The organism is Rheinheimera sp. F8, assembly GCF_001518915.1.
Genome location: NZ_CP013656.1, coordinates 4,444,372 through 4,464,511 on the forward strand (window position 1 = coordinate 4,444,372; position 20,140 = coordinate 4,464,511).

The following is a 20,140-nucleotide window of genomic DNA, read 5'->3' on the forward strand; positions in this document are numbered from 1 at the left end:
AATCAATGGATTGGCTGAAGAAAAACGCATTTTGCATGTTCATCGCCAGATCGTCCATGCTTATCAGCAACAAAGCCACCAGAAGGTGGCTTTGTCAGCAGCGTATCGGCTTTATTCCTCGTCCGGATACTTAGTCAAAATCGCCTCAATTTTATCGATGCGGCTTTTCAGGATCTCCACCAGACGTGGGTCAAACTGGCGCCCCGCTTCGCTTTCAATGTGCGCCAGCGTTGCTTCGGCAGTCCAGGGGGATTTATAACAGCGGCGGTGCCGCAACGCATCATACACATCAGCGACTGCCGCAATACGGCCGTAGACATGAATTTCCTCGCCACGTTTGCCGGCCGGGTAACCACTGCCATCCCATTTTTCATGATGATCACGGGCGATCACCGCCCCCGCCTGAATAATGGCACGCTTGGAGTTTTTTAAGATCTCGTAACCGATGCTGGAATGGGTTTTCATCACTTCCCACTCGTGCTCAGCCAGTTTCATCGGTTTATTCAGGATGCCATCCGGGATACCCACTTTGCCAACATCATGCAATGGCGAGGCAAACATCAGTTTTTCTGCTTCATCACCCGGTAAGCCATAAGCCACGGCCAGTTCGTAGCAAATAAACGCGACGCGTTTGACATGATTGCCAGTTTCTATTGAGCGTTGTTCAACGGCCTCACTGAGCCGGTAAACAATCTCGCGTTGAGTATCTTCAATTTCATGCTGCAACTGCACGTTTTCATAGGCAATTTGCACGTTTTGCGAAAACAGCTCAATCAGCCGTTTTTGCGTTTCATTGACCTGATTCGGCAGCCCCGAGACATATAACAACGAACCATGGGTGAATTTACTGGTGCAGTAGGCCACCAGATAGTTTTCGCGATACACAATACTGCGGCTTCTGAGCGCCTGATGGAAAGCATCCATCAGCGTATGGTCCAGCACATCCGACACAGCACGGCCTTCCTGATGCTCAAACTCACCGAGACCGGCAAACACCACCAATTGGTCCGGATCGGTATTTTCGTGAATGTTACCGGCAACCAGTGACGAAGTGACCAGCAGCGCATTGTCATCGCAGCCCAAAATAGAAGTCAGTTGCTGCAGGACGCCATCGATGAACTGTTCCATCGAGTGCGAGGAAAACAAATCGGCAGAGGCCGTGATGATTTTCTCCAGACCGCGCCGGCTGTTGTCGATCGACAGAATATCGCGGTACGAGCGCAGGCTCGACATAATCACGGTAAAGAGTTTTTGTGCGGTCAGTTCGGTCTTGGATTTGTAGTCGTTGATGTCGTAATTGACAATCACCTGGCGTTCCGGCGCCTGTCCCGGTTGTCCGGTACGCAGGATAATGCGGACATAATGGTTGTGCAGTTCTTCACGGATGTAACGCGCCACAATCAGCCCGGCGTCATCAGATTCCATCACCACATCCAACAGAATAATGGCTGCATCGTGGTGGGTTTCAATCAGTTTCTTCGCTTCAGTGCCGGAATAAGCACTGAAAAACTCCAGATTTTTGCCCTGAAAGGCAAAATCACTGAGCGCCAGTTTCGTCACGGCGTGCACTTCCGGCTCATCGTCGACGATCAGAATTTTCCAGCTGCCGTTATGTTGCGGCGCCTGATCTTCCGGCTCATCCGCAAATAAAAAATCATTCGCCACGCTTGTTCCCTCTTGAGCTTCTGTCTGCTTAAGCTGATCTCTGTGCGACCTTCAGCTTAAGTGATTGAGATGAATTAATTATTTTAGTAATGAACAGAAATAGTTATATGCGCTAATCGCAGCGCGGTCAAAAAGATCGCCGCAAATTAGTCGTGGAAGTGATGGAGTGTTTACGTGGCGCGATGAGCTGCAGATCAGTCCGGCCGACTACCGCCGCTGATACGCCAGTTGCCGCCATAATCACGGCGTGATTGCACCGCGATAAAACCGGCATCCGTAAGGATTTGTTGTACCGCGTTGTGCTGCTGATGACCATGTTCAAGCCAGAGCCAACCGCCAGGCTGCAAATGTGCCGGCGCTTTGGCGCAAATTAACCGGATATCAGCAAGGCCGTCATCAGCTGCGACCAGCGCACTGAGCGGTTCATAGCGTACATCCCCTTGTTGCAGATGTGGGTCCGAGCCGTCGATATAAGGCGGGTTTGAAATGATCAGATCAAATCGTTTGCCGGCCACAGCCTGATACCAGTCACTTTGCACGACACTCGCATTGACCAGCTTTAGGCGACTGCGATTGCGCTCCGCCAGTGCAACGGCGTCCGGCGAAAAGTCGACAGCCGTGACTTGCCAGTCAGGCCGCTGCGACGCCAGCGTCAGCGCAATGGCGCCGGTTCCGGTACCCATATCCAACACTGTAGCTTCTGGCGGCAACGGCAGCGCCAGAGCTTGCTCAACCAATAGCTCTGTATCCGGTCTTGGGATCAATGTACAAGGGGCAACTTCGAGTTCCAGATCCCAGAACCACCAACGCCCGGTGATATAGGCGAGAGGCTCGCCACTGGCGCGTCGCTGTAACGCAGCATTTAAGCGGCTCAGTTCGGCGTCGCTCAGCGGTTGTTCCAGAAACAGCCGCTCACTGGCCGGATTTTTATCCAGCACATCGGCCCAGAGCCGGGTGGCTTCAAAAGCGAGATCGGTGGCGTGCGGGTCTTGCTGCGCCAGCGCCTGCAGCGCGTTTTCTGCCTGCTGCAGCCACTGACGCAATAACATCAGCGGTTTTCCTCGGCCAGTGCGGCCAGCTGGTCGGCCTGATATTCATGGCTAAGCGGACCTAATACCGGATCCAGATCACCTTCCATCACATCCAGCAGTTTATAGATGGTCAGATTGATACGGTGATCGGTCAAACGGCCTTGCGGGAAGTTATAGGTACGAATACGTTCAGAACGATCGCCCGACCCCACCAGTAACCGGCGTGTCGACTCTTCCGCCAGCCGGTGTTTTTCATCTTCAGCCGCCTGAATACGCGACTGCAGCACCGCCATGGCGCGCGCGCGGTTTTTATGCTGCGAACGCTCGTCCTGACATTCCACCACAATACCGGTTGGCAAGTGCGTAATACGGATCGCAGAATCGGTCCGGTTAACGTGTTGACCACCGGCCCCGGAAGCGCGGAACGTATCAACTTTTAAATCGGCCGGATTGATTTCAATGGCTTCACTTTCCGGCACTTCCGGCATAATCGCGACTGTACAGGCCGAGGTATGCACCCGGCCTTGTGATTCGGTGGCAGGGACGCGCTGCACACGGTGACCACCGGATTCGAACTTCAGCACACCATAAGCGCCGTCGCCCTGCACACTGACGATAATTTCTTTATAGCCGCCATGTTCACCGTCGTTAAAACTGATGATCTCAGTTTTAAAGCGGCGCTTTTCACAATAACGGCTGTACATGCGGAATAAATCACCGGCAAAAATCGCGGCTTCATCGCCACCGGCACCAGCGCGGATCTCAAGAAAACAGTTGTTGTTATCGTTCGGATCTTTCGGCAACAGCAGGATTTGTAATTCCTGGTCGAGGACTTCAATCCGTTCTTTACCCGATTTAAATTCTTCCTGCGCCATCTCCCGCATATCCGGATCGGCGTCTTTTAACATTTCTTCGGCGCTTTGCAAGTCGTCCTGCGCCTGACAATACAGCGCAAAATGCTGGGCGATCGGCTCCAGCTGACTATATTCGCGGGATAACTCGCGGAATTTATTCTGATCAGAGATCACGGCAGCGTCGCTTAACAGCGCCTGCACTTCTTCATAACGCTCGACCAGACCTTCGAGTTTGCGATATACCGATTCTTTCATGGAACAATAAATACCTGATTAAACATCCAACTACACATCTAACAGCGTGTTGATCAATGTTTGGGGTTGAGTAGTGTCATCTTGCAGCAACTGCCGGATAGTCCGGGTTGGCGCATGCATTAACCTGTTGCTGAGTTTAGTCGCTAATTCAGTCATCACCTTATCGGCACTCTGGCCGCTGGCGAGCTGATTCAGCGCCCGTTGTAATAATTCCTGCTTCACTGCGTCACAGCGTTCGCGGTAATCCCGCACCCAGTCGACATTGCCCTGCAGCGCCAGCCATTGACTGAAATCTGCCACGCCAACCGCAATCATCTGTTCGGCCTGCTCAGCGGCCGCCTGGCGGGACTGCATATTCTGCGCAACGATATTCTGTAAGTCATCGACGGTATACAGATACGCATCTTCAAGCTCTGCTACCTGTGCTTCGATATCACGTGGCACCGCTAAATCGACCAGAAACATCGGCTTGTGCCGGCGTTTTTTTAACGCCTGCTCCACCATGCCTTTGCCGACAATCGGCAAAGTACTGGCGGTGGAGCTGATCACCACATCGGCATCGACCAGCGCTTGCGGCACTTGCGCCAGGCTAATCGCCTGACCGTTAAACTGTGCCGCCAACCCGGCGGCTCTGTCATAAGAGCGATTTGCCACCGTCAGGTGTGCCGCACCTTGCTCCAGCAAATGTTTGGCAACCAATTCAATCGTTTCACCGGCGCCAATCAGTAACACTTTGACATCATTGAGTTTGCCGAAGATCTGCCGGGCCAGCGTCACCGCAGCAAAAGCTACCGACACTGCACTGGCGCCAATTTCAGTGTCGGTTCGCACCTGCTTGGCCACCGCAAAGGTTTTCTGGAATAGCCGTTCAAACACCGGCTGAATAGTACCCAACTGACGCGACTGACTATAAGCCTGCTTAACCTGACCAAGAATTTGCGGCTCACCAAGCACCAGTGAATCCAAACCGCAAGCGACGCGCATCAGGTGGGTCGAGGCGGCATCCGCGCTATGCAGATACAGATGCGGCTCGACTTCCTGCCGGTTCAGCTGATGAAATTGTGCCAGCCAGTCAATCACTTGTTTCGATTGTTCGCTGCTGCCGCTAAAATACAATTCAGTTCTGTTGCAGGTGGATACGATCACAGCATCAGTCACCGCCGTTTTGGCAGTCAGATCCAGCAGCGCATCAGCGACTTGCTCTGGCGCAAACGCCAGTTGCTCACGCAGGGCGACCGGCGCAGTTTTGTGATTGATGCCAAGTGCAAAAATAGCGATTCACCTGAAAATAAGTAAGGAAACTTTGGCAGGATATTGCCAGAGTACCGGATAAAGGGCGGATTGTACGAAAATCCACGGACGCTGAAAAGCCTGCTGCATAAGCTTGCAGGTCCGGCACATCACTTTAAAGCAGGAAAAACTGTGTTTTTAAAGCAAAATCTCTGGGCCAGCTGTTTGCTGGGCCTACTGTTAACCGGCTGCGCCAGCCAGCCGACACCCCAAGTTTCACGCCCACTCCCCGCCGCTGAACGCGAACAGGCGCTGGATGCGCTGACCGAATTTAAAGTGGTGGCGGCTCTGGGCGTCAAAGCACCCGGGGAAAATGTCAGTGGCACACTGAACTGGCAACAACACGGCGAATATTATCAGGCATCCATGACCAACTTCCTGGGTCTGACCGTGTTTGAACTGGAAACTCATCAACAAGGTGCGACAGTCAAAGTCGATGGTCAGACGCATCAGGCCATGTCTGCCGGTGCTTTACTGGATTATTTATCCGGCTGGTCTTTGCCGATTGAAGAGATGCAGTTGTGGCTCAAAGGCCTGCCTGGCCCCAGCAGTGAAAATTTACAACGCGACGGCATGGGCCGGCTGACCAGTTTTACTCTGACTGACAGCCGCGCGCGGCAATGGCAGGTCAGTTACAGTGATTTTTTCCCTGACGCCAAAGCACTGCCACGCAAAATGCAGCTGCAATCCGGCGAAACCCGCATCAAGCTGGTGATCCGGGAGTGGCAGCCATGACAGGCACTTTTATCAATAGCACGCTGATTTTACCGGCGCCGGCCAAACTGAATTTATTTTTGCATATCACCGGGCGGCGCGCGGACGGCTACCACAATCTGCAAACGCTGTTTCGCATGCTGGACGTGGGGGATGAGCTGAGTTTTCGCGCCAACCAAAGCGGTACTATCGATTTTCGCTGCTCAGATATCAGCATTGCTGGTAGTGACAATCTGGTCGTACGCGCCGCCCAGCTGCTGCGACCATTCGCCGCCCCCGATGCCGGTATCGACATTTTTTTAGAAAAATGCACGCCGATGGGCGGAGGTCTGGGGGGCGGCTCGTCTGATGCGGCAACCACGCTGCACGCGTTAAATGTCTTGTGGCAGCTGGGCTTGTCAACACAGCAGCTTGCCGATATCGGCTTAAAACTCGGGGCAGATGTGCCGGTGTTTGTGTTTGGTCAGACCGCCTTTGCTGAAGGCGTTGGCGAGCAGCTGCAGCCGGTTGAGTTAGCAGACTGCTGGTACTTAGTGGTGACACCGGATGCGCACGTCTCAACCGCTGCGGTATTTACCCATCCGGATTTAATTCGCGACAGTAAAGCACTGACGCTGGCAGATTTAATGACCAGTCCGTGGCGAAATGACTGTCAGCCACTGGTTGAACGTCTCTGTCCGCAGGTTGCAATAACCTTACAGTGGTTGGTAGAATACGCGCCGTCTCGAATGACGGGTACTGGTGCCAGTGTTTTCGCTGAATTCGCCGATGAACTCAGTGCTCGTCGCGCCCTGGCTGACCTGCCGGCTAATTGCCGCGGATTTGTCGCCCGGGGGCTCAACCAGTCGCCGCTGCTGACTGCGTTACGACATGCCGTATGACGAGGGATCAGCGCCCTTTTGCTGCCGGGTGCTGATTTCAGATTTTAACCGGAGCAATCCCTGAGGATCCTACCGTGCCCGACATGAAGATATTCGCTGGTAACGCCGTACCAGAACTCGCCAGAAAAATCGCCAGCCGCCTGTACATCAAGCTCGGCGATGCCGAAGTTGGCCGTTTCAGCGATGGAGAAGTCAGCGTTCAGATTAATGAAAACGTCCGTGGATCGGACGTTTTTATTATCCAGTCCACCTGCGCCCCGACCAACGATAACCTGATTGAACTGATCGTGATGGTCGATGCGCTGCGCCGCGCTTCTGCCGGTCGTATCACTGCGGTGATCCCGTATTTTGGTTATGCCCGCCAGGACCGTCGTGTCCGCTCTGCCCGGGTGCCTATCACGGCGAAAGTCGTGGCAGATTTCCTGTCGAGCGTCGGTGTTGACCGTGTATTGACCGTTGACCTGCATGCTGAACAAATCCAGGGTTTCTTCGACGTCCCGGTCGACAACGTTTTCGCCTCACCAGTGCTGCTGGATGATATGCGTAAGCGTGAGTTCCAGGCGCCAGTCGTGGTGTCTCCGGATATCGGTGGTGTGGTGCGTGCCCGTGCTATTGCCAAACTGCTGAACGATGCCGACCTCGCCATCATCGACAAACGCCGGCCAAAAGCCAACGTGGCGCAAGTGATGCACATTATCGGTGACGTCAAAGACCGCGACTGTATCATCGTCGACGACATGATCGACACCGGTGGTACCCTGTGTAAAGCGGCAGAAGCGTTAAAAGAACAAGGCGCCCGCCGTGTGTTTGCTTATGCTACGCACCCGGTGTTCTCGGGTAATGCCGCAGAAAACATCGCCAACTCAGTAATTGATGAACTGATCATCACCGACACTATTCCACTGTCGCCGGCCATGCAGGCCGTGAGCAAAGTGAAACAGCTGACGCTGAGTGAAATGATGGCGGAATGTATCCGCCGTATCAGCAACGAAGAATCGATTTCTTCGATGTTTGACTAACAGTCGACAGTGTTGATAAAAGCCGCTCCCAGAGCGGCTTTTTTGTTTGCCTGAACCTGGGGCCGGTGCTATTATGTCGCGCTTTTTTCCGCCAGAGCGCCTTGCGTTTTTCTGGTGAGAAAAAAATCTGAGCTGGTTTTCTGGTCGCGGAAACCGGCGTTCTTAATTTTTGGAGATCCAAATGTCTGAAGCCATTTACACGTTAAATGCCGAAATCCGTAACGACCTGGGGAAAGGTGCGAGCCGCCGCCTGCGTCACGCGGACAAAGTTCCTGCAATCATTTACGGTGGCCACCAAGCGCCTCTGTCAGTGACTCTGGACCACAACAAACTGATCCAGGCACAAGCCAACGAAGGTTTTTACACGCACATCCTGACTATCAATGTCGGCGGTGAAGAAGTAAAAGCAATCGTTAAAGCCATGCAACGTCACCCGTTCAAGCCAAAAGTCATGCACGTTGACTTCCAACGCGTTGAAGCTGGCCACGAGCTGCACACTGTAGTACCTCTGCACTTCGTTAACGAAGCTGCTGCTGGTAAAAAAGGTGGTATCGTTGCTCACCACATCAACGAAGTTGCTATCACAGTTCTGCCAGCTAACCTGCCAGAATTCATTGAAGTTGACCTGGCAGACGTTGAAGTTGGCGTAACTCTGCACCTGTCAGACCTGAAAGTTCCAGCCGGCGTGACTATCGCTGAACTGGCTAAAGGCGCTGGCCATGACCAGGCGGTTGTTTCTGTAAACAAACCAGCTGGTAAAGCGGAAGAAACTGCTGAGTAATGTCTGACTTTGTTCAGCTTATCGTGGGCCTGGGTAATCCAGGCCCCGAATATGAAAAAACCCGCCACAATGCCGGCCAATGGTTTGTTGAACAACTGGCCCGCCGCTATAACGTACCGTTAAAAGCCGACCCGAAATATTTTGGCCTGACAGGGAAATTCCTGTTAGCCGGGCAGGAAATCAAGTTGTTAATCCCCACCACTTATATGAATTTAAGTGGAAAAGCTGTTGCAGCAATGGCGCAGTTTTTTAAAGTCGCTCCAGAGCATATTCTGGTCGCGCACGACGAAATGGCGATAGCACCGGGCGTAGCCAAATTTAAGCTCGGTGGCGGTCATGCCGGTCACAATGGTTTAAAAGACATCACCAGTAAATTGGGCAATAATGCCAATTTTTACCGCCTGCGTTTAGGTATCGGCCATCCAGGTCATAAAGACCTCGTCACCGGATACGTGTTGGGCAAAGCCCCGCAAGCAGAGCAAAAATTGATAGAGGACGCGCTCGACGAATCGTTGCGTTGCCTTGAGCTGTGGCAAAAAGACGGCCTCGTCAAAGCCCAGCATCGTTTACACAGTTTTATCGCCACGACCTGAGGGTCTGGTAACAGCGGCTGCGCTATCTTGGCGCCGGCTCAGCACTGAGGATATTTCCATGGGTTTTAAATGTGGCATCGTTGGTTTACCCAACGTCGGTAAATCTACACTGTTTAACGCGCTGACCAAAGCGGGTATCGAAGCGGCGAACTTCCCGTTTTGTACCATTGAACCGAATACCGGCGTGGTGCCTGTGCCGGATCCGCGTCTGACGCAACTGGCTGACATCGTCAAACCACAACGTATCCTGCCAACCACAATGGAATTTGTTGATATCGCAGGTCTGGTCAAAGGCGCATCTAAAGGCGAAGGTCTTGGTAACAAGTTCCTGGCCAACATCCGCGAAACCGACGCCATCGGCCACGTCGTGCGCTGTTTTGAAGATGAAAACGTGATCCACGTTGCCAACAAAGTCGACCCGGCTGACGACATCGATACCATCAATATGGAATTAGTGCTGGCCGATATGGATAGCGCAGAAAAAGCCATTTTCCGCGTCAGCAAAAAAGCCAAAGCCGGTGACAAAGACGCCAAAGCTGAAATTGAAGTGCTGGAAAAGGTGAAAGCTCACTTAGAATCAGGCCTGACGCTGCGCCAGCTGGAGCTGTCGCCAGAAGAAAAAGCGCTGATTTCTTACATGAATTTCCTGACCATCAAACCAACCATGTACATCGCCAACGTGCTGGAAGATGGTTTTGAAAATAACCCACACCTCGATGTTGTGCGCGAAATTGCCGCCAAAGAAGGCGCTATTGTCGTGCCGGTTTGCGCCGCCATTGAATCAGAAATCTCTGAACTGGAAGATGACGAAAAAGCCGAATTCTTAGAATCAATGGGCTTAAATGAACCTGGTTTAAACCGGGTGATCCGCGGCGGTTATTCATTATTGAATCTGCACACCTATTTCACCGCTGGTGTGAAAGAAGTGCGCGCCTGGACTATTCCGGTTGGTGCCACCGCACCACAAGCTGCCGGCGTGATCCACACCGACTTCGAACGCGGTTTCATCCGCGCCCAAGTGGTGTCATTTGACGACTTTATCGCTTGTAACGGTGAAGCCGGTGCCAAAGAAGCCGGGAAATTAAAAGTTGAAGGCAAAACTTACGTCTGTAAAGACGGTGACGTGATGCACTTCTTGTTTAACGTCTGATTAGTTTTCTGCCAAAAAAAAGCCCGCGCTGCGGGCTTTTTTTATAGGCACAAGGCGCAGCTTAACCCGCCGCCCGATAGTTATCGACCAGCTGATAGCGCCTTGCATATAACGCGAATACACTGGCAGCCAGCAGCGCAAAAGCCGCAAAGAAGTACATCAAAAACGCCGTCTGACTAAGACCTGTACTGTCGACATGCGATAACACAGCTTCGCTGCGGATACTATTATTGGCCACCAACACCCACAGGTTACCGATCGTGACCGATAGCTGCCAAAATGCCGTGATAATGCCTTTCATCGCGGCCGGCGCCTGGCTATAGGCAAATTCCAGCCCGGTCGCAGAGACCAACACCTCACCAAAGGTCAGCAAGGCATACGGCAGCATCTGCCATAAAATACTGACAATATGACCATTATCCAGCCAAACCTGCAGGCTGCCCGCCACTATCCAGGCAAAACCGGAGAAAGCAATCCCCGCCCCCATCCGGCGTAATGCCGTGATTTTTAAGCCAGATCGTTCCAATAGCGGATAAAGCACAAAGTTATTAAACGGGATCAGGATCATCACCAACAACGGATTCAGCGCCTGCATCATCGCCGGTTCAAACCACTCAGGCCGGCTCATCAGATTTGCCTGTAATACCCAGGTCGAAGCTTTTTGATCAAACAAAGACCAGAATGGCGTGACCAGCGCAAACAGCACTAATACCCGCAATACCACTCGTACCCCATCCACTGCGTCATCCGGATGGACCCCACGCGCACGCTCAAGCTGCAAGGCGGCACCACCTCCGCCAAAACCAATCATAAAAACTAAAGCCAGACAGAAAGCCGCAACAAATCCTAAATTAGGTGTTTGTGACAGCGAAAATAACGCGAGCGCCACACCGGTACAGGCCAGATACAAGCCTTTATCTGCGTGACCAGCCTGTTTACTTAACAGCGCTGTTTTCACCACCTGCAAAAAGCTATGCGGATTATCCGGTTCCGGCGCAACGTGCACGTAGCGGCTGCGTCCAAGCCAAAAAAACAACGTGGCCAGCGCCATCAGCGCGCCAGGCAAACCAAAAGCCCATGCGGCGCCATAGTGTTTCAGCACCAGCGGCATCGATAATGACGCGAAAAACGAACCGAAGTTGATGGTGAAATAAAACCAGTCAAAAGCTTTGCGGGCCAGATGTTTATTCGACTGGTCAAATTGGTCGCCCATAAAAGCCGACACCAGCGGTTTGATGCCGCCGGAGCCTAAAGCAATTAAAAACAGACCGGCATAAAAACCTTCTTTGTTGGTCTCAAACATCGCCAGAAAAGCGTGGCCAATACAGTACAGAATACTTAGGTACAAAATAGTGCGGTATTTACCGAGGAATTTGTCGGCCAGATATCCGCCCAGCAGCGGAAAAAAATACACACCGATGACAAAGGAGTGGAAAATGTCTTTGGCTTCACCAGCGCGGAATTGTTCCGGCACCGACAGCAGCAACGCTGTCATCAAAAACGGCGTCAGAATATTGCGCATACCGTAAAAACTGAAGCGTTCACAGGCCTCACTGGCAATAATGTATGGAAGTTGGCGCGGCCAGCGCGCAGATTTATCAGTCATTAGTCATCCAATGGCGATTGTTCACGTATAAAAGGTTAGTAGCGATACTATCGCAAAAGCGCCAAGTGCCAAACCTTATCGGTCTTAGCGGCGATGATTTCGCCAGAAATTGCTGCGAACTGCAGCAAGGCGAACATAAATTCAGCAAACGATTCAAATGCATGGATTTGTGGCAAAAAAACGGTTGACGCAAAAAACATGGATGAGCATAATACGCGCCACTTGCTTAGGACAACTAAGACGCAGTGGCTACATAGCTCAGCTGGTTAGAGCACAGCACTCATAATGCTGGGGTCGCAGGTTCGATTCCCGCTGTAGCCACCACTTTCTCTGCGTTGTTCGCCGTAAATTGCGGAAATGGCGAAATTGGTAGACGCACTGGATTTAGGTTCCAGCGCCGCGAGGCGTGAGAGTTCGAGTCTCTCTTTCCGCACCAAAGCAAGTAAGAATTCTGCAGTTTCTGCAGGGGTATAGCCAAGCGGTAAGGCAGCGGGTTTTGATCCCGCCATTCTGGGGTTCGAATCCCTGTACCCCTGCCATTAATTTTAGTGGCAGTATGGTCATCAGTTCATACGTTACAGCCACATGTGTTTCTGCAGGGGTATAGCCAAGCGGTAAGGCAGCGGGTTTTGATCCCGCCATTCTGGGGTTCGAATCCCTGTACCCCTGCCATTCTTTGATAACCCAGCTTCGGCTGGGTTTTCTTTTTTATAACCAAATAAAAAAGCTGCAGATTTGCAGCCTTTTTGTTTCGACAAGCATTGGTTTCACTGCGTCACACTAATCCCGCTGCATATTTACCCACATAAGTTTTTAGCGGCCCTGCTTTTGCGGCCATCTGTAACCCGAGCCGGCGCAGCTGTACCAACGGTGTCAGTTTGCTGCTGAACACCTGATAAAACACATCCATCGCGGACATCATCAATAAATTCGCCTTACGCCTTTCACTCTCGTATTGGGCTAACAACGCAGGGGCAGCCAAATCAGCACCGGCAGCGAACTGTTTAATCAGTAATGCGGCCAGACACTGCGCGTCGGCAAAACCAAGATTGACACCCTGCCCTGCCAGTGGATTGATGGTATGCGCTGCATCACCGGCCAATACCAGACGCCCTTTGACATATTGATTGGCGTGACTTCGGGTCAGCGGGAAATAACCTTGTTTGATCACACTAAATTCACCAAGTACCGCCGGGAAATGCTGTCTGATTTGTTGTTCCAGCTGTTGTGGCGGCAGCGCTGCAAGTTGCTGTATGCGCAGATGGTCGTCATACCACACCAATGATGCCTCGCGGCCCGGCAGTGGCAAATAAGCCCGTGGCCCTTGTGGCGTAAACTGCTGCCAGGTCATCGGCAATGCATCGTAGCTGGTGCGGACGTGCACCAACAAACAGGCTTGGCTGTACTGCCAGCCCAGTGAGCCAATCCCCGCCAGTTGCTTCAGTTGCGACTGTGCCCCGTCGGCAGCAATCAACAGACGAGCTTTAATCTCACCCTGATCGGTCTGCAGACTGGCATAGTCGTTAAATTGCTGATACCCCAGCAGCTGAACCGGGCAAAACAGTTCGACGGTGTCCGGTAAATGTTGCCATAACGCCTGCTGAATATGTAAATTCTCGATGATGTGACCGAGGTGATCTTCACCCAATTCGGCGGCAGTAAAATCCAGCGGTGCCGCATCCCCTTCAAAAGCACGTAATGTTGCGTAAGGAGCCAGCCGGCTGCTTAATAGGCGCGGCCAGGCGCCGAGGTCTTTGAGCCATTGTTCACTGCGTCGGTTAATTGCACTGACCCGCAAGTCCACGTCACTGTGTTCGCTGATCGTGACTGGCATTTGCCGCTCCAGTAACGCAACTTTCATACCCGCTCGCGCTGTTGCCACAGCCAAAGCCGCGCCAACCATGCCGCCACCGACAATTGCAATATCAAACACGCTGACCTGCCTTATTCATGATGACCATCAAACACTTATCCTGAGCCGGTATTTTACGCAGCTTCAGCACCTGAAAGCTGCGGTAAATCACAAAATGACAATTTTTTTCGTTGGATGAACAAAAACAGGCAGACTGCGGGTCTGTTCATGCCAATGACTTTAATTAACCACAGGCCCAAGCTATGACCCGTTACCAACAGATGTTATTGTCCATCCCGCTGTTGCTTTGTACTTTTTTTGCCGGTGCGGCAGAGATTGCCTTAAAACCTGAGTTAATCCGACCTCTATTAAACGGTCAGTCAGTACCTGCCGGATTACAGGTGCAGGATAGTACAGGTGCCACTGTCGATTTGTCGGCTTTGATAAGCCAGCAAAAAACCATTCTGGTGTTCTATCGCGGTGGTTGGTGCCCCTATTGCAACACGCAACTGGCCGGCCTTCGTGATATTTCCCCGCAACTACAAAAGCTGGGTTACCGCATTTTGGCAGTCAGCCCTGAATTACCGGCAGCCAGTGCTAAGTCGGAACAAATGACCAAAGACGCAGCATTGAATTACCAGCTGTTGTCCGATTCTCACCTCAATGCTCTGCAGGGCTTTGGTGTGGCGTATTACATGGATGCAGCGACAGAGAAAACCTATAAAGGTACTTATGGCATACAGCTGACCTATGACAGTACCGGTCAGGCTGTGCTACCGGCGCCGGCCGTTTTTATTGTCAGTAAAAGCGGCGAAATTCAGTTCAGTTATGTGCATATCAATTACAAAACCCGCCTGCAACCACGGTTGTTGCTGTTGGCCGCTGAACTGGCCAATCAATAAGCCTGCCAAAATCGCATAAAAACCTAATGAATATCCGCGAATGCCGAATAGAAATTCGCGGATAATTCATCTCAGGCAAGGTACGGAAAAATCAGCAGAATTTCATTGACCCGCGGGGAAAAATCCGGCATTTTGCGCGGCCAAACTGCATTATGTGCCCGTCCATTACTGCCCGTCAGTCTTTGCTGCGGTGACGATAAGTGGCTAAAGTAATGTGTCCATTTTGTTCTTTTGCCAGGAGATGCTTTGCATGCGTAAGGTAACTGTTGCTGCCACTCAGATGATCGGTGGCTGGAATGTGGAAGAAAATATCGCCCGCGGTGAAAAACTGGTGCGTGATGCTGCGGCAAAAGGTGCCCAAATTATCCTGCTGCAGGAACTGTTTGAACGTAACTACTTCTGCCAGAAACAAAAACCAGAATATTTGGAATTCGCTACACCGCTGGAAAACAATCAGGCGGTCGCGCATTTCACTAAAATCGCTAAAGAGCTGAAGGTGGTTCTGCCAATCAGCTTTTATGAACGCGCCGGTAACTGCCTGTACAACAGCGTGGCAGTGATTGATGCCGACGGCACTTATCTTGGTACTTATCGCAAGAGCCACATCCCGGACGGCCCGGGTTACAGCGAAAAATACTATTTCACGCCAGGTGATTCCGGTTTTAAAGTCTGGGACACCGCCTACGCCAAAATCGGTATCGGTATTTGCTGGGATCAGTGGTTCCCGGAATGTGCCCGCACTATGGCACTGATGGGCGCAGAACTGCTGTTCTACCCAACAGCCATTGGCAGCGAGCCGCATGACCCGACTATTTCTTCGCGCGACCACTGGCAACGCACGCAACAAGGTCACGCGGCTGCCAATCTGGTGCCGCTGATTGCATCGAACCGCATCGGTACTGAATCTGAACAGGATTTCTCTATCACTTTCTATGGCAGCTCATTTATTGCTGACCAGTTTGGTGCCAAAGTGCAGGAAGCCGATGAAGTCAGCGAAGCGGTGCTGGTGCATAGTTTTGACCTCGACGAGCTGGCGCATATCCGCCGTAGCTGGGGCGTCTACCGTGACCGCCGCATCGACCTGTTTGAGACCTTGCTGACCAAAGACGGCAAAACAGTGCCTAAAAACAGCAACTAAGTGCGCTGCGGCACCACCGCAGGAAATCAGTGACAGACGAACTTCAGGCCGGATTATTCTGGCCTGACGACTTTTCAGCAGTATGTTGAACCTTGAACAAGGAACCTGACGTGAGCGGATTTATTTCAGATCGCACCTTACAAAGCACGCCCCGCGCTGATGGCTTTTATATGCCCGCCGAATGGGCCCGCCACAAACAAACCTGGCTGGTGTGGCCAGAGCGGACCGATAACTGGCGTTTAGGCGCGAAACCGGCACAACAAGCTTTTGTGGCAGTGATCCGTGCTATTGCCCGGTTTGAACCAGTGACAGTGATGGCGTCAGCCCGTCAGTTTGCCAATGCGCAGGCACAGTTGAGCCTGCAGGAAACCGTGCATCCGATCCGTGTCGTGGAAGTGTCCAATAACGACGCCTGGTGCCGTGACACCGGCCCAACTTTTGTCACCAACGGCAAAGAAGTGCGGGGCATCGATTGGACCTTTAACGCCTGGGGCGGCCTCAATGGCGGCCTGTATTTCCCGTGGGATCTGGACGACCAGGTCGCGCAAAAAGTGCTGAATATCGAAGGGCTGCCGCGCTATCGCACTGAAGGTTTTGTGCTGGAAGGCGGCGCCATTCACTCCGACGGTGAAGGCACTTTATTGACCACCGCCGAATGTTTGCTCAATCCAAACCGCAACCCGGATTTGACAAAAGCGCAAATTGAACAACAACTCAGTGACTACCTCGGTATTGATAAAGTGATTTGGCTGGAAGAAGGCATTTTTAACGACGAGACCGATGGTCATGTCGATAATATGTGCTGTTTTGTCCGTCCGGGCGAAGTACTGCTGGCCTGGACCGATGACGAATCCGACCCGCAATACACCCGCTCGCGCGCGGCGCTCACAGTGCTGGAAAACAGCACAGACGCCAAAGGCCGGCCTTTTATCGTGCATAAACTGCCGGTACCGGGCCCGTTACTGGCCAATGCCGAAGAATATGACAGTGTCGACTTAACAGGTGCTGCGGTACCGCGCGAAGCCGAAGCCCGCCTGGCTGGCTCTTATATCAACTTTTATCTGTGTAACGGCGGTTTGATCCTACCAACCTTTGACGATCCGATGGATAACGTTGCCGCAGATATCCTCGCCAAGGTGTTTCCGCAGCATCAGGTGGTGACTGTGCCTGGCCGTGAAATTCTGTTAGGTGGTGGCAACGTGCATTGTATTACTCAACAACAACCTGCGTAACGAAAGTTACAATGTGAAAAAGGCGCCATCAGGCGCCTTTTTGTTATCGAATGGTCTAATACCTGACTAGGCCGCTTTTTTCGCTGCGATATACTGGTCAACCACCCGTTCCAGGATCGTCAGTGGCATCGAGCCATTTTGCAGCACCACGTCATGGAAATCGGTCAGCTTAAACTTATCACCCAGTTCCTGCTGTGCTTTGTTGCGTAGTTCCAGTAATTTCATCATGCCGACTTTATAAGCGCAGGCTTGGCCCGGCATCACGATATAACGCTCAATTTCAGCTTCCACATCCGATTTCGCCATACCGGCATTACCGGACATATAAGCAATGGCCTGTTCCCGGGTCCAGCGTTTGTGATGAATACCGGTATCAACCACCAGCCGGATGGCGCGGAACAGCTCAGCCTGCAGCCGGCCTAAATCACCAAAAGGATCATCTTTATAGAGACCCAGCTCAGCCATCAGCCGTTCGGTGTACAGCGCCCAGCCTTCGGCATAGACGGTAAATGGCAGAATATTGCGGAAGGTTGGTAAGCCTTTCAGTTCCTGTTGGATCGCAATCTGGAAATGATGGCCTGGAATACCTTCGTGCACTGCCAGTGTTTTCATGCCAAATTTAGGCGTCGCGCGGATATCGTACAGATTGGCAAAAAATACACCTGGCCGTGAGCCGTCCATCGCAGGCCCATTGTAATAAGCTCCGGGCGAGGTTTTCTCAGCAAATTCAGGGACGCGTTGCACGTCCATAGGGGCTTTCGGTCTGATATTAAACGCCGGTACTAACCGGGTCTCAATATCAGCCAGAATGGTTTTGTAATCAGCCAGAATTTGCTGGCGGCCTTCATTGCTATCCGGATACAAAAACCGCGGATCATCGCCTAAGGCTGTCATCATCTGCGCAACATTATCGCCAGTGATGCCTTGCGCCTGCAGGATCGCCAACATTTCCTGCTGGATACGCGCCACCTCAGCAAGACCCAGCAAGTGGATTTGTTCCGGTGTCATGTCTGTCGTGGTGTGTTGTTTCAGTGCATAAGCATAATACTGGTCACCCTCCGGTAGCTTCCAGACGCCGTCATCGGTGGTCGCGCTGGCGACTGTATCTGTCAGATAGCCGGTCAGTTTCTGATAGCCAGGCAACACTGATTGTTCAATGGCCGCTTTGACCTGGGTGGTCAGTTGAGTGCGGTCAGCTTCAGTCAGACCGTCAATTTTTGTGATGGCAGTGCTGAAGTGGGTATACAGCAGTTGCTGATCAACAGCACCGGAGGTGAACCCCTGTACTTCATTCAGTACTTTCTCCAGCACAAAACGCGGTGGCACCACGCCTTTGGCGGCGCGGATATTTAAATCTTCCACCACCTGGCCAAAAACCCGGTCAAACTGCTGCAACCGGCTGATATATTGCTCTGCGTCCGTTTTGTCTTTGAGCTGGTGCGTATTGACCATAAAGCGCGGCAGCATACTCTGCACACCAAATAGCTGATTGACCGGGTAATCGTGATAACGCCACTTCTCGCCTTCGGCCTGATGCGCCATAAACCACTCCAGCATGTCGTAGTTCAGTTTTTCGGCTTCGGTCATGCTGTTACGGTCATATTGACGCAAAGTCGCCAGATCGGCTTTCAGTTTGGCAAACTGTTTATCGCCACTGGCCTGTGAGCGATCGTCCAGCTCAGCATTATGACCACGAATACCTACCCCCTCGAGTAAGCGTAACTGACTCAACAATTCCGGGCTTTGCAGACCAAATTCGAGGAAAACCCGCTCATAAAACACCCGGCTTGAAACCGGTTTAAACCAAATGGCATTCACCACAAATGCCGCCAGCGCCAGAAGCGCCAACAACAATAAACGTCCAACCCATTTCCACATCAGTATTCCCCTTTTTTATTTTTATAAAACAGATGCTTAAACAATAATGTCAGCAACTGCTTCCACCATAACCAAGACTGCACAAAAAAAACACAATTAAACTGGTCCGCGCTGCATATTTTTTTTAGTTCCGTTTTCGATTAAACTATGCGCCCATTGCAAAAGGTCCGCCCAGGAAGGCAGAGCTGCTCATTTTAAGTCGTAGGAGTACTCAGTATGGCCAAAGCCTGTGCATGTCATATCCTGGTCAAGACCCAGGAAGAAGCGGAACAACTGAAAAAACAACTGGCCAAAGGCGCCAATTTTCAGGACCTTGCGAAGAAACATTCATTATGTCCTTCCGGTAAAAAAGGCGGAGATCTCGGTGAGTTCAGACCGGGTCAGATGGTCAAAGCCTTTGACGAAGTTGTGTTTAAAAAGCCTGTACTGGAAGTTCACGGCCCGGTGAAAACCCAGTTTGGCTTTCATCTGATTAAAACCTTATATCGCGCCTGAGGCGCAGATAAAGCGAGTGCTGCATGCAGATTATTCAGTGTCAGTTTGAGTCCGAAGCGGCGCAGATCCTCGAGATCTTCAACCACGCCATTTTGCACACCACGGCACTGTATGAATACAAACCCCGCACCATGACGACGATGCAGCAGTGGTTTGCCAATAAAAGCGCCGGTAACTTTCCCGTCATCGGAATCAAAGCCGACGACGGCACGCTGCTGGCTTTTGGTAGTTATGGCACTTTCCGTGCCTTTCCGGCGTTTAAGTATTCAGTTGAACATTCGGTGTATGTGCATCCGGATCACCAGGGCAAAGGCCTCGGTAAGCAGATGCTGCAATTGCTGATTGAAGCGGGCCAAACGCAGGGTTATCACTTATTGATCGGTGGTATTGATGCGGAAAACAGCGCCAGTATCGCGCTGCATCAGAAACTTGGTTTTGTTCACAGTGGCACTATCAGCCAAGCAGGCTTTAAATTTGGGCGCTGGCTGAACCTGGCGTTTTATCAGCTGACGCTGCCGACGCCGCTGCAGCCACACGATGATTAGTCCGTGAAATAGCAAAAGCCCGCTTAACGCGCAATGCAGATCAGTTAAGAGTACTTGACCGATCCTGGCAGTGTAGGAAAATCCGGAACCCGTCATAGGTTCCGGATTTTTTTATGCCGTTAATTCAGGATTTAACCGAAGTCATTGAGATGTCCGGGGAGCCCGTCGCCCGGATGGAAGTATTTGCCAACCATATTCCAGATGAATGGGTCCGTATCGCCGCGGCCTTATCCGACAAGGTCACTATCCGCCGCAGGCG

18 protein-coding genes and 4 tRNA genes are annotated in these 20,140 nt (G+C 51.9%); 15 read left to right on the top strand and 7 right to left on the bottom strand.

What is annotated here, in order from left to right:
- Nucleotides 1-111: 111 nt before the first annotated feature.
- The 4 genes from ATY27_RS19710 to hemA all read right to left on the bottom strand — a co-directional run bounded on the left by ATY27_RS19710 (nt 112) and on the right by hemA (nt 5,083).
- Nucleotides 112-1,665, bottom strand: a complete 1,554-nt coding sequence (locus ATY27_RS19710) for a DUF3369 domain-containing protein (protein WP_208930556.1) — start codon at nt 1,663-1,665, stop codon at nt 112-114.
- 194 nt (nt 1,666-1,859) lie between these two features.
- The gene (prmC, locus tag ATY27_RS19715; RefSeq protein WP_208930555.1) at nt 1,860-2,714 is read right to left on the bottom strand and encodes a peptide chain release factor N(5)-glutamine methyltransferase; all 855 of its coding nucleotides are present in this window, start codon (nt 2,712-2,714) and stop codon (nt 1,860-1,862) included.
- A complete protein-coding gene (prfA, locus tag ATY27_RS19720) occupies nt 2,714-3,805 on the bottom strand; it encodes a peptide chain release factor 1 (RefSeq protein ID WP_208930554.1) in 1,092 nt (363 codons plus the stop codon). Before prfA ends, prmC begins: the two co-directional genes overlap by 1 nt.
- Before the next feature lie 30 nt (nt 3,806-3,835).
- Nucleotides 3,836-5,083 (bottom strand): glutamyl-tRNA reductase, encoded by a 1,248-nt coding sequence (hemA, locus tag ATY27_RS19725; protein WP_208933477.1) that lies wholly within the window; start codon nt 5,081-5,083, stop codon nt 3,836-3,838.
- Nucleotides 5,084-5,227: 144 nt separating this feature from the next.
- Between hemA and lolB the strand changes: the two genes are divergently transcribed.
- From lolB to ychF, 6 genes are all read left to right on the top strand, one after another.
- Nucleotides 5,228-5,830 (top strand): lipoprotein insertase outer membrane protein LolB, encoded by a 603-nt coding sequence (lolB, locus tag ATY27_RS19730; protein WP_208930553.1) that lies wholly within the window; start codon nt 5,228-5,230, stop codon nt 5,828-5,830.
- The gene (gene ispE, locus ATY27_RS19735; protein ID WP_208930552.1) at nt 5,827-6,690 is read left to right on the top strand and encodes a 4-(cytidine 5'-diphospho)-2-C-methyl-D-erythritol kinase; all 864 of its coding nucleotides are present in this window, start codon (nt 5,827-5,829) and stop codon (nt 6,688-6,690) included. The genes lolB and ispE overlap by 4 nt, the downstream gene beginning before the upstream one ends.
- Before the next feature lie 83 nt (nt 6,691-6,773).
- Entirely contained in the window at nt 6,774-7,709 is a 936-nt protein-coding gene (locus ATY27_RS19740; RefSeq protein ID WP_106388982.1) for a ribose-phosphate pyrophosphokinase, read from the top strand.
- 181 nt (nt 7,710-7,890) lie between these two features.
- Entirely contained in the window at nt 7,891-8,490 is a 600-nt protein-coding gene (locus ATY27_RS19745; RefSeq protein WP_208930551.1) for a 50S ribosomal protein L25/general stress protein Ctc, read from the top strand.
- A complete protein-coding gene (pth, locus tag ATY27_RS19750) occupies nt 8,490-9,083 on the top strand; it encodes an aminoacyl-tRNA hydrolase (RefSeq protein ID WP_208930550.1) in 594 nt (197 codons plus the stop codon). Before ATY27_RS19745 ends, pth begins: the two co-directional genes overlap by 1 nt.
- A gap of 58 nt (nt 9,084-9,141) precedes the next feature.
- Nucleotides 9,142-10,233 (top strand): redox-regulated ATPase YchF, encoded by a 1,092-nt coding sequence (gene ychF / locus ATY27_RS19755; protein WP_208930549.1) that lies wholly within the window; start codon nt 9,142-9,144, stop codon nt 10,231-10,233.
- A 61-nt stretch (nt 10,234-10,294) separates the two neighbouring features.
- Here the strand turns inward: ychF and ATY27_RS19760 are convergent, their stop codons facing one another.
- Nucleotides 10,295-11,839, bottom strand: a complete 1,545-nt coding sequence (locus ATY27_RS19760) for an oligopeptide:H+ symporter (protein WP_208930548.1) — start codon at nt 11,837-11,839, stop codon at nt 10,295-10,297.
- 247 nt (nt 11,840-12,086) lie between these two features.
- Here ATY27_RS19760 and ATY27_RS19765 point away from each other — a divergent pair.
- From ATY27_RS19765 to ATY27_RS19780, 4 genes are all read left to right on the top strand, one after another.
- A tRNA-Met gene (locus ATY27_RS19765) sits at nt 12,087-12,163 on the top strand.
- A gap of 27 nt (nt 12,164-12,190) precedes the next feature.
- Nucleotides 12,191-12,275 (top strand) — tRNA-Leu (locus ATY27_RS19770).
- Nucleotides 12,276-12,303: 28 nt separating this feature from the next.
- Nucleotides 12,304-12,378: transfer RNA gene (locus ATY27_RS19775), tRNA-Gln, on the top strand.
- A gap of 58 nt (nt 12,379-12,436) precedes the next feature.
- A tRNA-Gln gene (locus ATY27_RS19780) sits at nt 12,437-12,511 on the top strand.
- 103 nt (nt 12,512-12,614) lie between these two features.
- Here the strand turns inward: ATY27_RS19780 and ATY27_RS19785 are convergent.
- Nucleotides 12,615-13,772: an FAD-dependent oxidoreductase gene (locus ATY27_RS19785; protein WP_208930547.1), complete on the bottom strand. Its 1,158-nt coding sequence runs from the start codon at nt 13,770-13,772 to the stop codon at nt 12,615-12,617.
- Between the two features lie 182 nt (nt 13,773-13,954).
- On the opposite strand from ATY27_RS19785, the gene ATY27_RS19790 reads away from it, so the two are divergent.
- The 3 genes from ATY27_RS19790 (at nt 13,955) to aguA (ending at nt 16,963) form a co-directional block, all read left to right on the top strand.
- Nucleotides 13,955-14,593, top strand: coding sequence for a peroxiredoxin-like family protein (locus ATY27_RS19790; RefSeq protein WP_244151260.1), 639 nt, complete (start codon nt 13,955-13,957; stop codon nt 14,591-14,593).
- Nucleotides 14,594-14,843: 250 nt separating this feature from the next.
- Nucleotides 14,844-15,731, top strand: coding sequence for an N-carbamoylputrescine amidase (gene aguB / locus ATY27_RS19795; protein ID WP_208930546.1), 888 nt, complete (start codon nt 14,844-14,846; stop codon nt 15,729-15,731).
- A gap of 110 nt (nt 15,732-15,841) precedes the next feature.
- On the top strand, nt 15,842-16,963 hold the full coding sequence (gene aguA / locus ATY27_RS19800; RefSeq protein ID WP_244151259.1) for an agmatine deiminase: 1,122 nt from the start codon (nt 15,842-15,844) through the stop codon (nt 16,961-16,963).
- Between the two features lie 66 nt (nt 16,964-17,029).
- On the opposite strand, the gene ATY27_RS19805 is transcribed toward aguA, so the two are convergent.
- A complete protein-coding gene (locus ATY27_RS19805; protein WP_208930545.1) occupies nt 17,030-18,841 on the bottom strand; it encodes a DUF885 domain-containing protein in 1,812 nt (603 codons plus the stop codon).
- A 216-nt stretch (nt 18,842-19,057) separates the two neighbouring features.
- On the opposite strand from ATY27_RS19805, the gene ppiC reads away from it, so the two are divergent.
- Both ppiC and ATY27_RS19815 read left to right on the top strand, forming a co-directional pair.
- On the top strand, nt 19,058-19,336 hold the full coding sequence (gene ppiC, locus ATY27_RS19810) for a peptidylprolyl isomerase PpiC (RefSeq protein WP_031568523.1): 279 nt from the start codon (nt 19,058-19,060) through the stop codon (nt 19,334-19,336).
- A 23-nt stretch (nt 19,337-19,359) separates the two neighbouring features.
- On the top strand, nt 19,360-19,881 hold the full coding sequence (locus ATY27_RS19815) for a GNAT family N-acetyltransferase (protein ID WP_208930544.1): 522 nt from the start codon (nt 19,360-19,362) through the stop codon (nt 19,879-19,881).
- Nucleotides 19,882-20,140 lie beyond the last annotated feature (259 nt).

Coding starts and splice junctions, on each gene's coding strand:
- prmC (WP_208930555.1), bottom strand. CDS start 2,714: ATGTTATTGCGTCAGTGGCTGCAGCAGGCAGAAAACGCGCTGCAGGCG.
- prfA (WP_208930554.1), bottom strand. CDS start 3,805: ATGAAAGAATCGGTATATCGCAAACTCGAAGGTCTGGTCGAGCGTTAT.
- ispE (WP_208930552.1), top strand. CDS start 5,827: ATGACAGGCACTTTTATCAATAGCACGCTGATTTTACCGGCGCCGGCC.
- ATY27_RS19740 (WP_106388982.1), top strand. CDS start 6,774: ATGAAGATATTCGCTGGTAACGCCGTACCAGAACTCGCCAGAAAAATC.
- ATY27_RS19745 (WP_208930551.1), top strand. CDS start 7,891: ATGTCTGAAGCCATTTACACGTTAAATGCCGAAATCCGTAACGACCTG.
- pth (WP_208930550.1), top strand. CDS start 8,490: ATGTCTGACTTTGTTCAGCTTATCGTGGGCCTGGGTAATCCAGGCCCC.
- ychF (WP_208930549.1), top strand. CDS start 9,142: ATGGGTTTTAAATGTGGCATCGTTGGTTTACCCAACGTCGGTAAATCT.
- ATY27_RS19760 (WP_208930548.1), bottom strand. CDS start 11,839: ATGACTGATAAATCTGCGCGCTGGCCGCGCCAACTTCCATACATTATT.
- ATY27_RS19790 (WP_244151260.1), top strand. CDS start 13,955: ATGACCCGTTACCAACAGATGTTATTGTCCATCCCGCTGTTGCTTTGT.
- aguB (WP_208930546.1), top strand. CDS start 14,844: ATGCGTAAGGTAACTGTTGCTGCCACTCAGATGATCGGTGGCTGGAAT.
- ATY27_RS19805 (WP_208930545.1), bottom strand. CDS start 18,841: ATGTGGAAATGGGTTGGACGTTTATTGTTGTTGGCGCTTCTGGCGCTG.
- ppiC (WP_031568523.1), top strand. CDS start 19,058: ATGGCCAAAGCCTGTGCATGTCATATCCTGGTCAAGACCCAGGAAGAA.
- ATY27_RS19815 (WP_208930544.1), top strand. CDS start 19,360: ATGCAGATTATTCAGTGTCAGTTTGAGTCCGAAGCGGCGCAGATCCTC.